Origin of the sequence: Geomonas edaphica (assembly GCF_004917075.1) — a bacterium.
In the GTDB taxonomy this organism is placed as follows: Bacteria; Desulfobacterota; Desulfuromonadia; order Geobacterales; family Geobacteraceae; genus Geomonas; species Geomonas edaphica.
Genome location: NZ_SSYB01000005.1, coordinates 103,395 through 115,452 on the forward strand (window position 1 = coordinate 103,395; position 12,058 = coordinate 115,452).

The following is a 12,058-nucleotide window of genomic DNA, read 5'->3' on the forward strand; positions in this document are numbered from 1 at the left end:
GCGCGGAGGGCGGGAAAGAATACCAGTGAAACCCGCTTCATCGTTCATGTATTCAGCATTGACACTCTTTCCGGTTCGGGCCATATTAGCGCCGGTTGAGGTAGTCATAGCTCTTTATTTCCATACCGGAGAAACATGGTGCGCCACTATCCTATCAACATGAACCTCGAGGGCCGGCTCGTGGTGATCGTAGGCGGCGGCAGGGTGGCGGAACGCAAGGCGAAACGACTGGTGGAAGCCGGCGCGAAGCTTGTCGTTGTGTCCCCGGTCCTTACCGGGCCGCTTGCCCTTCTGGCCGCAGAGGGAAAGCTGCTGCACCTTTGCCGCGCCTACCAGCCCGGCGACCTGACCGGTGCCGTGCTCACCTTCGCCGCCACCGACGCTCCAGTCGTCAACCGCATGGTCGTGGAGGAGGCGCGAGCCCTCAACATACTTATAGACAGCGTCGATGCGCCGCGGGAAAGTGACTTTGCCACCCCTGCCGTTTTACAACAGGGAGAACTGCTCATAACTGTTTCGACCGGTGGCGCCAGCCCCGTACTGGCACGGCGTATCGTCGAACAGCTTGAGCCTCTCTTTGGTTCTGAATACAGTGAAGCAGTTGCTCTTTTAGGAACTGTCCGTGAAAAGCTATTGACTGAAAAGGTGGGGAACGCATACAATGACCCGGTTTTTGCCGAGCTTGCCGCGCTGGATCTACCCACGCTGATCAGGACCGGGCAGAGAGATGCCATAGACCAGATACTCCAGAAGCTCTCAGCTACCGGGGCCACATCGGACTCGGTAGGAGCAGGAAAAAAGGACCCTTCATGAACGCCTTGCTCTTCAACAGCACCCTGGTCATCTATGCGGTTGTCACCGCCATCTACCTCCTGTACTTGCTCAAGCCGAAGGAATCGCTGGGCAAAGTAGGACTGTGGCTCACCCTCGCGGGCTTTGTCGTGCATTGCGGCTTCACGGTCAATCGCTACCTCGAGGCCGGGCACACACCGATCACCAACCTGCACGAATCGCTTTCCTTCTTCAGCCTCGCCATCGTCGGCATCTTCATTCTTTTCGAAAGGCGCTACAAGATCAGCATCCTCGGCTCCTTCATGATGCCGCTTGCGCTTTTGGTGATGGCGATCTCCGCCTCGTTTTCCAGCGTTATCCCGCCGCTCAACCCGGCGCTTAAGAGCAAGTGGCTCGCCGTCCACACCATCATGGCTTTCTTGGGCTACGCCGCCTTCGCCATCTCCTTCGGCGTCAGCATCATGTATCTGATCCAGTCGCACTTCCTGAAGACGCGCCGGCTCGGGCCCATGTTCCAGAAACTCCCCGCGCTCGACCTTCTGGACGACATCAGCTACCGTTGCCTCACCTTCGGTTTCCCGCTGCTCACATTCGCCATCATCTCCGGCGCCATCTGGGCCGAGACCGCGTGGGGCACTTACTGGAGCTGGGATCCCAAGGAGACCTGGTCGCTCATCACCTGGTTCATCTACGCCGCTCTCTTGCACGGCAGACTGACCACCGGATGGCGCGGCAGGAAGGCCGCCATGCTCTCCATCTTCGGCTTTGTCATCATGCTCTTCACCTTCCTCGGCGTAAACCTGTTGCTGCCGGGACTGCACAGCTACAAGTAAGGGATTTCCCCAAGGGGCAGGCATTGTTATGAACATTATTGTGGTAGGCCTTTCGCATAAAACTGCCGGCGTTGAAATAAGGGAAAAAATCGCATTTTCTCCCACCCAGATGGAGAAGCCGCTCAAGGCGCTCGTGGAACTGCCGGACATCACCGAGGCGGTGATCGTCTCCACCTGCAACCGTGTCGAAGTTTACGCCACCACCCGCGACGTCGCAGGGGGGATGGCGCGCCTGAAGCGTTTCCTCGCTGACTACCACAACTTCCCGCTGGAGACGCTGGAAAAGCACCTCTACAGCTACCACGGTGAGGACGCCACCCGCCACGTGTTCCGCGTCGCCTCGAGCCTCGATTCCATGGTGGTGGGCGAGCCGCAGATCCTCGGCCAGATCAAGACCTCCTACGGCTACGCGGCCGAGTTCAAGAGCTCCGGCATCATCCTGAACCGTTTCCTCCACAAGGCGTTCTCGGTGGCGAAACGCGTGAGGACCGAGACGAAGATCGCCTCCTCCGCCGTTTCCGTCGCCTTTGCCGCGGTTGAACTTGCCAAGAAGATCTTCGGCGAGCTGGGCGACAAGACCGTCCTGCTCATCGGCGCAGGCGAGATGTGCGAGCTGGCGGCGAAACACTTCATCAACGTCGGCGTGCGCGGCGTCATGGTCACGAACCGCACCTACGAGCGCGCCGAGAAACTCGCCGAGGAGTTCGACGCCAAACCGGTCCGCTTCGAAGACCTGATGGATCATCTCCCGAAGGCGGACATCATCCTCTCATCGACCGGTGCTCCGCACTTCATCATCCGCGAAAACGACATGGAGGAGGTGCTGCGTCGCCGCAAGCATAAGCCGATGTTCTTCATCGACATCGCCGTGCCGCGCGACATCGATCCGAAGGTGAACGACGTCGAGAACTGTTACCTCTACACCGTCGACGACCTGAACGGCGTCGTTGCCACGAACCTCGAGCAGCGCAAGATCGAGGCGGCCAAGGCCGAGGCGATCGTCGAGCAGGAAATCGGTCAGTTCTTCAAGTGGCTTGCCTCCCTCGACGTGACCCCGACCATCGTGGCGCTCAGAAGCCATTTCGACGAGATCCGGAAGGCGGAACTCGCGAAGACCCTGTCGAACTGGAAGGACCTCCCCCCCGGTGCGGAGAAGAAGCTCGAAGCCCTCACCAACGCCATCATGAACAAGCTGCTGCATCAGCCGACGAGCACCCTGAAAAGGACCGACCAGGGAAGCCGCAACGACCTCTACGTCGACGCACTGCGCAGCCTGTTCGACCTGCAGACGGAAGCGGAGCAGGAGAACCTGATGGAGCTGGAAGACTAACAGGATAAAGAAACAGGCACACATACAGATAAAGGAGAAACGGACAAAATGGCGCTGAAGGAGCTGAGAATAGGAACCCGCGCGAGCCAGCTCGCACTCTGGCAGGCAAACTGGGTGAAGTCCGAACTGGAAAAACGCTACCCGGACATGACGGTGACCCTGAAGAAGATCAAGACCATCGGCGACAAGATCCTCGACGTACCGCTGGCACAGGTGGGCGGCAAAGGACTCTTCGTGAAGGAGATCGAGGAGGCGATGCTGCGCGGCGAGATCGATATCGCGGTGCACAGCATGAAGGACGTCCCGACCGAATTCCCGGAAGGGCTCGGCCTTTACTGCATCACCAAGCGTGAAGACCCGCGCGACGCGGTGATCTCCAAGGGGGTCAAGTTCGCCGACCTGCCGCAGGGCGCCCGCATCGGCACCTCGGCGCTCCGTCGCCAGGCGCAGCTCCTGAAGGTCCGTCCCGACCTCGAGATGGTCATCATCCGCGGCAACGTCGAGACCCGTATGAACAAGCTGGAGACCGAGGGGCTTGACGCAGTCATCCTCGCCGCCGCCGGCCTGAACCGTCTCGGCTTCGCCGACCGCGTCACCGAGCTCCTTCCGGCCGACCTCTCCCTGCCGGCCATTGGCCAGGGCGCCCTCGGCATCGAGTGCAACCTCTCCAACGAGGCGGTGAAGGACGCGATCTCCTTCTTCAACGACTCCGACACGAGCCGCGCCGTGCGCGCCGAGCGCGCCCTCCTCTGGCGCTGCGAGGGGGGCTGCCAGGTTCCCATCGCAGCTTACGGCGAAGTGAGCGGCGACGAGCTGAAGCTCACCGGCTTCATCGCCAGTGTTGACGGCAAGGTCTCCGTGAAGGGGAGCGTGACCGGTCCGGCCGACGACTGCGAGAAGCTGGGCGTGAAACTCGCCGAGCAGCTCCTCAACGAGGGGGGCCACGCCATCCTCGCCGAGGTCTACCAGCGCGAAGTCTCCCGGGAGAAGGAAATCCCGGTATAGAAACCAAAAAGCATTGCCACAGAGGGCGCGGAGGTCCACAGAGGACCAGAGGAAAAGCAAAACCCTGAACTTTGGGGGTTCCTCTGTGACTCTCTGTGACCTCTGTGGTTAACGCTTTCGCTTTTTTCGCTTAAGGCTAATGGTTCTACCTTAGCCTTTTGCCTTTTGCGCACGACACTCACTTTTCCTGGTGCGAGATGACCGTTCAAACGACTAACAAAGGCTACGTCTACCTGATCGGCGCGGGGCCGGGCGACCCGGGGCTCATCACGGTCAAGGGACGCGACTGCCTGGCGAAGGCCCAGGTGGTGATGTACGACTACCTGGCCAACGATGAACTTTTGCGCTACGCGCCGAAAGGGGCGGAACTCATCTACGCGGGGAAGGTCGGCGGTGAGCACAACCGCGAGCAGAGCCAGATCAACGAGATGCTCGTGCAGAAGGCGCTCTCCGGGAAGGTGGTGGCGCGTCTCAAGGGTGGCGACTCTTTCATCTTCGGGCGCGGCGGCGAGGAGTGCGAGGCGCTGGTCGAGGCGGGAATCCCGTTCGAGATCGTGCCGGGCATCACCGCTGCCGTCGGCGCCACGAGCTACGCAGGCATCCCGCTCACCCACCGCGGCGTCACCACGTCGGTCGCCTTCGTTACCGGCCACGAAAAGAAGGGGAAGGCTTCGTCGGAGATCGACTGGGAAGGGCTTTCTCTTGGAAGCGGTACCGTGGTCTTCTACATGGGAGTCACCAACCTGCCGCACATAGCACAAAGCCTCATGGACCACGGCCGCGCACCGGAGACACCGGTTGCCCTGATCAGATGGGGAACGCGCCCGGAGCAGGAGGTGCTGGTCGGGACGCTCGCAGATATCGCCGATAAGGCCAGAGCCGCAGGGTTCAAGGCGCCCGCCATCACGGTGGTCGGCGAAGTGGTGAGTCTTCGGGAAACGCTGCGCTGGTTCGACAACCGTCCGCTCTTCGGACGCTCGGTCATGGTCACTCGCGGTGCCGATCAGGCGGGAGAGTTCGCCTCCAAGCTGGAGCAGTTGGGAGCCCACACGCACTGCTGTCCGACCATCGAGATCGTGCCGCCGCAAAGTTACGTGGCACTCGACGAGGCGATCAGCGCACTCGACAGCTTTCACTGGATCATCTTCACCTCGTACAACACGGTCCAATACTTTTTCAACCGGCTCCGCGAGCACGGCCTTGATTCACGGGCGCTCGGGCGCTGCCGCGTATGCGCCGTCGGTCCCAAGACCGGCGCCGCCTTGGAGGCGTACGGCATCCGCCCCGACCTGATTCCCGCCGACTACAAAGCGGAGGGAGTCGTGGCGGCGTTTGCCGAGATGGACATGGAAGGGAAGTGGGTCCTTTTCCCGAAGGGGGACCGTGCCCGCGACGTTATTCCGGAAGAGCTGGGACGGCTGGGAGCGCAGGTCATCGCGCCGGTCGCCTACGCGAACCGCACCCCTGAGGAGATCCCGGCCGAGGCGCTTGCCGCCCTCGAGGAGAAGCGTCTGGACTGTGTGAGCTTCACTTCCTCCTCCACGGTGCAGAACCTCGCCGCGATCCTTGGCGAGAACCGTTTCCTGCACCTGATGGAAGGGGTGAAAGTCGCCTCGATCGGCCCAATCACCTCTAAGACCTGCCGTGACTTGGGGTTGGAAGTGCACATGGAGCCGGCAGAGTACACGCTCGACGCGCTCGCCCGGGAGATGGTCTCCTATTTCCGGCAGAGCTAAGAAGTATTTCCTGCATCACTTGATGAGTAACAGAAACGCAACGCAGACACGCAAAGGAGAGACCTATGTTCTACCCGTTGTACAGAGCGAGAAGGATTCGGGGCAAGGAAGTTTTCAGAAACATGGTCCGTGAGACCTCCGTCTCCGCCAACGACCTCATATACCCGATGTTTTCTGCCTTCGGCAAGGGGATCAAGAAGGAGATCTCCTCCATGCCCGGCATCTACCAGCAGTCCATCGAGAACATCGTGGAGGAGGCCCAGGAGGTTTACGAGCTGGGCGTTCCGGCGGTGATCCTGTTTGGCATTCCCGAGCAGAAGGACGCCATGGGCAGCGACGCCTACTCCGATACCGGCATCATCCAGGAGACCATCCGCGCCATCAAGAAACAGGTCCCGAACCTTGCCGTCATCACCGACGTCTGCATGTGCGAGTACACCGACCACGGGCACTGCGGCGTGATCAAGAACGGTGACGTGGACAACGACGAGACCCTCGAGCTTCTGGCCCGTGAGGCGCTCTCCCACGCAAGGGCAGGCGCCGATATGGTTGCCCCCTCCGACATGATGGACGGCCGCGTGGCAGCAATCCGCGAGGCGCTCGACAACAACGGCTACAACAATATCCCGCTGATGAGCTACGCGGTGAAGTACGCCTCCGGCTACTACGGTCCGTTCCGTGAGGCCGCCGAGTCCACCCCGCAGTTCGGTGACCGCCGTTCCTACCAGATGGACCCGGCGAACCGTCTCGAGGCGATCCGCGAGGCGCGCATGGACGTGGAGGAAGGGGCCGACATCCTGATGGTCAAGCCCGGCCTTCCCTACCTCGACATCGTGCGCGAGGTGAGAAACGAGTTCAACCTCCCGACCGCCGTGTACAACGTCTCCGGCGAGTACAGCATGGTGAAGGCCGCCGCCAACATGGGGTGGATCGACGAGGACCGTGTCGTCATGGAGACCATGATGTCCTTCAAACGTGCCGGCGCCGACCTGATCCTGACCTACCACTCGAAAGAGGTGGCGAAGCTCCTGAAGAAGGGGTACGAGGCGGACCTGCGCGAGCGTTGCGGCTGCGGCTGCAAGTAGAGGGCGCTCCGCGCTCTTTACCGACCTGAAAAACGAAAGCCCCTGCCGGGATCCGGCAGGGGCTTTTTTTGTTCCTGTGGTGGTGATTTCCGCCGGGGGACTACTTCCACCGGTTCAGCATGACGACGACGGGAAGGATGGCGCGCGCACCTTCGACTACCGCGCGGCGCGGATTTCTTGCGCGGGTTATGTTGACGCCGGTACGCTCCTCGAGCAACCTGCGCACCCCCGGGATGAGCGCACCTCCACCGGTCAGACAGATGCCGCCGTAGATGATGTCGCATCCCCACTCGTCGGGCAGGTCCCTCAGGAAGGTATCGACACCGTCGGCGATCTCTTCCAGGACCGGCTTGACGGCGGCAGCGACCGCGATGCTTCCCAGGACATCCTCAGGTGCGTTGATGCCGCAGTCGCGCAGGAGCAGGTCCGCCGCGTCCTCGCTAATCGAATGGCGGGCTGCGATGGCCTCGCGCATCCGGCAGCACCCGCCCCTGAGGGCGTAGCTTGCGACGAGCCTTCCGGAGCGGATCACGGCACAATCGGTGACCCCCTCTCCGATGTCGACCACCATCTGGGCATAGGGAGATGAGACGTCCAGGCCGGCTCCGACAGCGGCAGCGAGCGGTTCCGGAATGATGGATACCGAGGCCGCGCCTGCCTTCATGATGCAGTCTGCCAGCAGCCCTCTTTCTTGCTCGCTCGCGTCGGTCGGGGCACAGCCGAGGATGCTCGGCTTTACGATGCCGAAGACCCGGCGGCATTCCAGAATGGGGTGCAAGATGCGGTAGGCGGCGTCGCCGTTCACGACGACACCGTTGCGCAGCGCCTTGGTGGCGCCGATTCTTGAGGGGAGCTCGAAGAGCTGTGAGTTACCGGTGGCGATACGAGTGGTTGCCGTTCCGACATCAAGGGCGACGTGCTGCCGCCACTGCTCGACATTGAAAAAAACCATAATCCCGCTCCGACAAATTACTGTTGCTGCAACGAATCGGAGCATAGCCCATGGTTGAAAAAGGGTCAAACAAAAGCGTTACCACAGAGGTCACCAAGGTCCACAGAGGGCACAGAGGAAAGACCAGTCACTTCAATTCAACATCCCCGCCCCCGGAGGGGGAGGGCAGGGAGGGGGAGGGCAGCAAATCGATCCGCCTTCCCCCCTCCCGACCTCCCCCCCCTCCGGGAGGAGGGGTGCTTTAAGCCCTTATCATCACCAGAAGCATCTTGAAGCGCTTCAACGCGCGCAGCGAGTGCGGTATGTTCGCCGGCATGATGATGATCTCCCCGGCCGTTACGTTGTGTGCCTTCCCGTCTATGTTGATCTCCGCCTCACCGTCGATCACCTGCACGAAGGCATCGTAGGGAGCGGTATGCTCGCTCAGCCCTTCACCCGCGTCGAAGGCGAAGGCGGTGATGGTGCCGACCGGCTTGTCTATGACCGTCCTGCTGACCACCGCGCCGTCCTGATAGCCCGCCAGATTTGCCAGATTCAGTGCCTCGCCCAGTGCCACGCCTTTTTTCTCTGCCATGTCGCTACTCCTTGTCAGTGATGTGCGTTCTTGATAGGAACTGTAACCCGCAGAGAGTATGTTGCAATTGATGCAGGTCAATCTAATGGTAAAATTCTGCGCATGCCGAAACCGTTCCGCTACCTCGAACCGACCTTCTTCGCCGGTCTCTTTGATGATCCGTTGCTCCTGGTCCGGGTGAGGCCAACCGGGCGCGCCATCCTCTTCGACTGCGGCAAGATGCATCATCTCGCCAAAAGGGTCTACACCTCCATCGATGCCATTTTCATAAGCCACGCCCACATGGACCACTTCATGGGCATGGACAGCGTCATCCGCCACAGCCACGCGTCGCCTCGTACCATAGACATCTTCGGTCCGGCGGGACTCTCAAGCCGTATGGCAAGCAAGTTCGCCTGCTACGACTGGAACCTCGCCGACACCTTTTGGGGAAACTTCAGGGTGAACGAGGTGGAGGGAAACGGGCGCGTCAGCAGCACGCTCTACTGCGGGGCCGAGGCCTTCGCGGCGAGCAGGGAAGGGGAGCGCAACGGGATCCTCTACGAGAACCGCCACCTCAAGGTAACCTCGACGCAATGCGAGCACCGCATTCCGGTAAGGGCCTATCGTGTTGACGAAGGCGCCGCCTTTGTGGTCGATGAAGCGCGCATGGCCGCGGAAGGGGTGGAGAGGGGGGGCTGGCTGAAGGAGATGGAGCGTCTGTTTCGTGACGGGGCGATGGAGGGACAGCGCATCAGTTACCCGCATGGAGGCGACGGCGGGATGGAAGAGAGGTGGGAGCCCGATGCCGCGTCACTGTACCGGCGTATCCGGAAGATCGAGGAGCCGGCGAGCATCGGTTACTGCACCGACATCGGCTACTCTGAGGACAACGTCGAGCAGTTGGCCGGGCTTCTGGAGGGGGTGACACTGCTGGTGTGCGAGTGCGCCTTCCTGGCGTCGCAGCAGCAAAAGGCGCAGCTGTCGCGCCATCTATGCACCACTGAGTTCAACATGCTCCTGGACCGGTTGCGTCCGAGGTACGTGCTCCCTATGCATTTCTCGAAGACGAACCAGCGTGGCAGCGAAACGCTCTACCAGGAGATCGAGCCGCCGGCCGGGACCACCGTGCTGAAGATCCCCGACCGGCTCACGCCGCGCCCCATCATGGAGAGCGAGGTGCCCAGGCCGGTGGAGATTTAAAAGCAAAAGGCTTCAACGCAAAGACGCAAAGCCGCCAAGGCGCAAAGAAAAGACTTGGGGGGCTTCCTTTTGGTTCTCTCTTGGCGGCTTCGCGCCTTGGCGTCTTTGCGTTAAAGCCGTTGACTTTCTGGACTTGAATCTGCCGCGGCTTTTCTGCTACAAACGACGCATGAAAAAGACCAGCTCGAATGACGCCCCGGTAGTCTACTCATCCGAATTCGGCCGCATGTGCCCCGGTTGCGGCAAGCCCGCCAAATCCTGCATCTGCAAGAAGTCCGCAGCACCCGCCGGCGACGGCACCGTGCGGCTCAGGCGGGAGACCAAGGGGCGCGGCGGCAAGACTGTCATCGTCATCACCGGACTTCCTCTCGACGCCGCTGCGCTCACCACACTGGCCGCTGAACTGAAGAAGCGCTGCGGCTGCGGTGGTACAGCGAAAGACGGCGTGATCGAGATTCAGGGCGACCACGCCGAGGTACTTCTTGCCGAACTCCTGAAACGCGGCTACAAAGCGAAGCGCGCCGGGGGGTGAGGTTACTCCACGAGGAAGCTTTTTCCCTCAAACTCCACCTTGTCGCCGGGACGCAGTTTCCTGCCGCGGCGCAGTTCCACCTCGCCGTTCACCGACACCATCCCCTCGCCGATGATGATCTTCGCCTCGCCGCCCGAGCAGACTGCATCGACCGCCTTCAGAAAACTGTCCAGCTTTATAAACTCAGTATCTATCTTCACTCTGCCTCCATTTAACTGTCACTGCCGCCTTATGGCGCGGTTGAACTTATCACAGAATTCTGCTAAAAAGGGACATTTCGTAAAGGAGATTGAGCATGTATACCACTAACGACTTTAAGAAGGGCCTCGTCATCAAGCTTGACGGCGCCCCCTGCGTACTCCTCGATGTTGCCTTCCAGTCCCCCTCCGCCCGCGGCGCCAACACCATGGTGAAGACCAAGTACCGCAACCTGCTTACCGCGCAGGTGCTCGAAAAGACCTTCCGTTCCGGCGACAAGGTCGACGAGGCGGACTTCGAGCGTCACAAGGGGCAGTTCCTCTACGCCGACGGCGGCCGTGGCGTCTTCATGGACCTCGAGAACTACGAGCAGTTCGAGATGGAAGAAGACAATTTCGAAGCCATCGCCCCCTTTCTTCTGGACGGGACCGAAGTGCAGCTCGGCATCTTCCAGGAGCGCATGGTGAGCGTCGACCTCCCCATGGTGGTCGAACTCATCGTCACCGAGACCGCCCCCGCGCTGAAGAACGCCACCGCGACCGCACAGACCAAGGAAGCGCTCCTCGAGACGGGCCTGCGTCTGCAGGTGCCGCCGTACCTCGAAACCGGCGAGAAAATCAAAGTCGACACCCGGGACGGGCGTTTCATCTCCCGCGCCTAACGTCATTTGCGATCGATTCCAGCCGGAGCCCGTGTCCCACGTTCCATCGCATGCCGTCGCCTCGCTTCGCAGGCGGGAGGGGATAGGGTGAGGAAGGGGCGTTTCTCATTGTCAGCAAAGCGGCTGTGTGTCTGAAGTGAAGGACATTGAAGACTGGCTGTAAAAATTAGAAGAAAAGGGTTGACACAGTCGGCGATTCAAAGTATAAAGTTGGTCTCTTGCCCAGATAGCTCAGTCGGTAGAGCAGAGGATTGAAAATCCTCGTGTCGGCGGTTCGATTCCGTCTCTGGGCACCACCCAAAAATAAAGAAGGTCAGCTAGGAATAGCTGACCTCTTTTTTTACAAACTCTATGGGAGCTCATCCTCCCAGCTTCGATCCGGAGGTGCCATGTACCTCAACACCGATCACTTTGCTCGCTGTATCAAGACCCTCGAAACATCCCTGACCCTCCTCGGCAACTCCGACCCTGAAAGCATCGACTACGAGATTTTTCGAAACGCAGTGGTGAAAGGTTTCGAACTGACTCTTGAGACGGGTGGAAAACTCCTGCGTAAGGCTCTGAAGGCGTTCACCGGCAGCCCAAGGGAAGTCGATGCCCTCACCTACAAAGATGTGCTGCGGCACGCAGCCAAGCACGGCCTGCTCGATACAGACACTGTGGCACGCTGGTTCATCTATCGCGACAACAGAAACAGCACCGCCCATGACTACGGCGTCGGTTTCGCCGAAGATACTCTTAAGCTGCTGCCGGGATTCCTCACGGATGCCCGCGCTCTGGAGGCAACCTTGCGTGAGCGATTTGGAAACGGCGGGCAGGATGCTTGATATTCGCCCGGAATGGCTGGAGATCGTACGCGAGCTTCTTGCCGTTCATGTCCCCGATGCGGAAGTATGGGCCTACGGCAGCCGCGTCCAGGGGACGTCCCACGACGGGAGCGATCTCGACCTGGTGGTCAGAAATCCTTTGGAGATCGGGACGCCGCAAGCCGACCTTTATTCCCTGCGGGAGGCGCTCCGCGAAAGTGGGCTACCGATACTGGTCGACGTCTTGGACTGGGCTCGCATTCCCGAGAGCTTTCAGCGTGAGATAGCGCGCGGCGAGAAGGTTGTCCTGCAGAGACCTCCGGTAACCGCGTCACAGCGTCCTTAGTTTGAATCTTGTCATCCGGACCAGTC

The 12,058-nt window shown here is 60.6% G+C and carries 14 protein-coding genes and 1 tRNA gene; 12 read left to right on the forward strand and 3 right to left on the reverse strand.

The features are described 5' to 3' along the window. Nucleotides 1–135 precede the first annotated feature (135 nt). From E8K79_RS16290 to hemB, 6 genes are all read left to right on the forward strand, one after another. On the forward strand, nucleotides 136–813 hold the full coding sequence (locus tag E8K79_RS16290; RefSeq protein WP_246043852.1) for a precorrin-2 dehydrogenase/sirohydrochlorin ferrochelatase family protein: 678 nt from the start codon (nucleotides 136–138) through the stop codon (nucleotides 811–813). After that, nucleotides 810–1,625 carry a c-type cytochrome biogenesis protein CcsB gene (ccsB, locus tag E8K79_RS16295; protein ID WP_135868562.1) on the forward strand — a complete coding sequence of 272 codons (816 nt, stop codon included), beginning with the start codon at nucleotides 810–812 and terminating at the stop codon, nucleotides 1,623–1,625. The genes E8K79_RS16290 and ccsB overlap by 4 nt, the downstream gene beginning before the upstream one ends. A gap of 28 nt (nucleotides 1,626–1,653) precedes the next feature. After that, nucleotides 1,654–2,955, forward strand: a complete 1,302-nt coding sequence (gene hemA / locus E8K79_RS16300) for a glutamyl-tRNA reductase (protein ID WP_135868561.1) — start codon at nucleotides 1,654–1,656, stop codon at nucleotides 2,953–2,955. 48 nt (nucleotides 2,956–3,003) lie between these two features. Then, on the forward strand, nucleotides 3,004–3,960 hold the full coding sequence (gene hemC, locus E8K79_RS16305) for a hydroxymethylbilane synthase (protein WP_135868560.1): 957 nt from the start codon (nucleotides 3,004–3,006) through the stop codon (nucleotides 3,958–3,960). 197 nt (nucleotides 3,961–4,157) lie between these two features. After that, nucleotides 4,158–5,696 carry a uroporphyrinogen-III C-methyltransferase gene (cobA, locus tag E8K79_RS16310; protein WP_136515661.1) on the forward strand — a complete coding sequence of 513 codons (1,539 nt, stop codon included), beginning with the start codon at nucleotides 4,158–4,160 and terminating at the stop codon, nucleotides 5,694–5,696. Between the two features lie 65 nt (nucleotides 5,697–5,761). Continuing rightward, complete coding sequence (gene hemB, locus E8K79_RS16315) at nucleotides 5,762–6,781, forward strand: porphobilinogen synthase (RefSeq protein WP_136515662.1); 1,020 nt, start codon at nucleotides 5,762–5,764, stop codon at nucleotides 6,779–6,781. A 100-nt stretch (nucleotides 6,782–6,881) separates the two neighbouring features. Here hemB and E8K79_RS16320 read toward each other — a convergent pair whose 3' ends face one another. Together E8K79_RS16320 and E8K79_RS16325 are read right to left on the reverse strand one after the other, a co-directional pair. Next, complete coding sequence (locus tag E8K79_RS16320; RefSeq protein WP_136515663.1) at nucleotides 6,882–7,733, reverse strand: rod shape-determining protein; 852 nt, start codon at nucleotides 7,731–7,733, stop codon at nucleotides 6,882–6,884. A gap of 241 nt (nucleotides 7,734–7,974) precedes the next feature. Continuing rightward, nucleotides 7,975–8,307, reverse strand: a complete 333-nt coding sequence (locus tag E8K79_RS16325) for a cupin domain-containing protein (RefSeq protein ID WP_136515664.1) — start codon at nucleotides 8,305–8,307, stop codon at nucleotides 7,975–7,977. 102 nt (nucleotides 8,308–8,409) lie between these two features. Between E8K79_RS16325 and E8K79_RS16330 the strand changes: the two genes are divergently transcribed. Further along, nucleotides 8,410–9,489 (forward strand): ribonuclease Z, encoded by a 1,080-nt coding sequence (locus E8K79_RS16330; protein WP_136515665.1) that lies wholly within the window; start codon nucleotides 8,410–8,412, stop codon nucleotides 9,487–9,489. A gap of 169 nt (nucleotides 9,490–9,658) precedes the next feature. After that, nucleotides 9,659–10,021 carry a translation initiation factor Sui1 gene (locus tag E8K79_RS16335; RefSeq protein WP_136515666.1) on the forward strand — a complete coding sequence of 121 codons (363 nt, stop codon included), beginning with the start codon at nucleotides 9,659–9,661 and terminating at the stop codon, nucleotides 10,019–10,021. A 2-nt stretch (nucleotides 10,022–10,023) separates the two neighbouring features. Here the strand turns inward: E8K79_RS16335 and E8K79_RS16340 are convergent, their stop codons facing one another. Further along, nucleotides 10,024–10,221 (reverse strand): RNA-binding S4 domain-containing protein, encoded by a 198-nt coding sequence (locus E8K79_RS16340; protein ID WP_136515667.1) that lies wholly within the window; start codon nucleotides 10,219–10,221, stop codon nucleotides 10,024–10,026. Nucleotides 10,222–10,316: 95 nt separating this feature from the next. On the opposite strand from E8K79_RS16340, the gene E8K79_RS16345 reads away from it, so the two are divergent. The 4 genes from E8K79_RS16345 (at nucleotide 10,317) to E8K79_RS16360 (ending at nucleotide 12,032) form a co-directional block, all read left to right on the forward strand. Next, nucleotides 10,317–10,880, forward strand: a complete 564-nt coding sequence (locus tag E8K79_RS16345) for an elongation factor P (RefSeq protein WP_135868552.1) — start codon at nucleotides 10,317–10,319, stop codon at nucleotides 10,878–10,880. Between the two features lie 220 nt (nucleotides 10,881–11,100). Then, a tRNA-Phe gene (locus E8K79_RS16350) sits at nucleotides 11,101–11,176 on the forward strand. Nucleotides 11,177–11,269: 93 nt separating this feature from the next. Continuing rightward, nucleotides 11,270–11,707 carry a nucleotidyltransferase substrate binding protein gene (locus E8K79_RS16355; RefSeq protein WP_136515668.1) on the forward strand — a complete coding sequence of 146 codons (438 nt, stop codon included), beginning with the start codon at nucleotides 11,270–11,272 and terminating at the stop codon, nucleotides 11,705–11,707. Further along, nucleotides 11,673–12,032 carry a nucleotidyltransferase family protein gene (locus E8K79_RS16360; RefSeq protein ID WP_246043853.1) on the forward strand — a complete coding sequence of 120 codons (360 nt, stop codon included), beginning with the start codon at nucleotides 11,673–11,675 and terminating at the stop codon, nucleotides 12,030–12,032. Before E8K79_RS16355 ends, E8K79_RS16360 begins: the two co-directional genes overlap by 35 nt. Nucleotides 12,033–12,058: the final 26 nt, after the last annotated feature.